The following is a 681-nucleotide window of genomic DNA, read 5'->3' on the forward strand; positions in this document are numbered from 1 at the left end:
GCTATATCATGAGAGGTATCTTTATGCTTACTTTCTTTAACGAAGGTAGTCTGTTCAGGGGCCTTGTTTTCAAGAAAATCGGCCATCCCTGCGGCAGTAGGATATTGGTATAATCTGGTGATAGGTAAATGACAATTGAATTGGTACTTTAACTCTGCTACTGTTTTTTGAGCAAGAAGCGAATTGCCCCCAAGCTCAAAAAAATTATCGTCAATTCCGATTTTATCATATTGAAATATATCGATGAATAGACCAATAATGTCTTTCTCAAGCTTTGTTTTTGGGCTTTTATAAAGCGTGTTTAGTTCAGGCCTTTTAAGATCTGGTTTTGGTAGTGCTTTCCTGTCTACTTTTCCACTTGTAGTTTTAGGAAGCTCTTCGAGCCAAACAAAGCCGGATGGGATCATATAATCCGGCAGGAGGTTACTTATATGGTGTCTAACCTTATTGCTGTCTCCTGTGGCCTTATTTCCTGTCAAATAGGCTATCAGCGCTTTTCTGCCGGGGTAGTCTTCTCTTAATATCACCACGGCCTGGTTAACGCTTTCTTCTTTCATCAGGGCAACTTCAATTTCGCCTAGTTCAACCCTGTTGCCTCTGATCTTAATTTGCCCATCTTTCCGGCCCTTAAACTCTATTTCTCCATTGTCTAAAAGCCTACCGAGATCTCCGGTTCTATAG

At 40.8% G+C, this 681-nt stretch carries 1 protein-coding gene; it reads right to left on the reverse strand.

The window, feature by feature from the left end; translation table 11 throughout:
- Nucleotides 1-681, reverse strand: a 681-nt coding sequence (locus AC1DG9_RS27535) for a phosphopantetheine-binding protein (protein WP_477635760.1), incomplete at both ends; no start/stop codon positions are given.

The organism is Pedobacter sp. 05L430 (assembly GCF_056397585.1).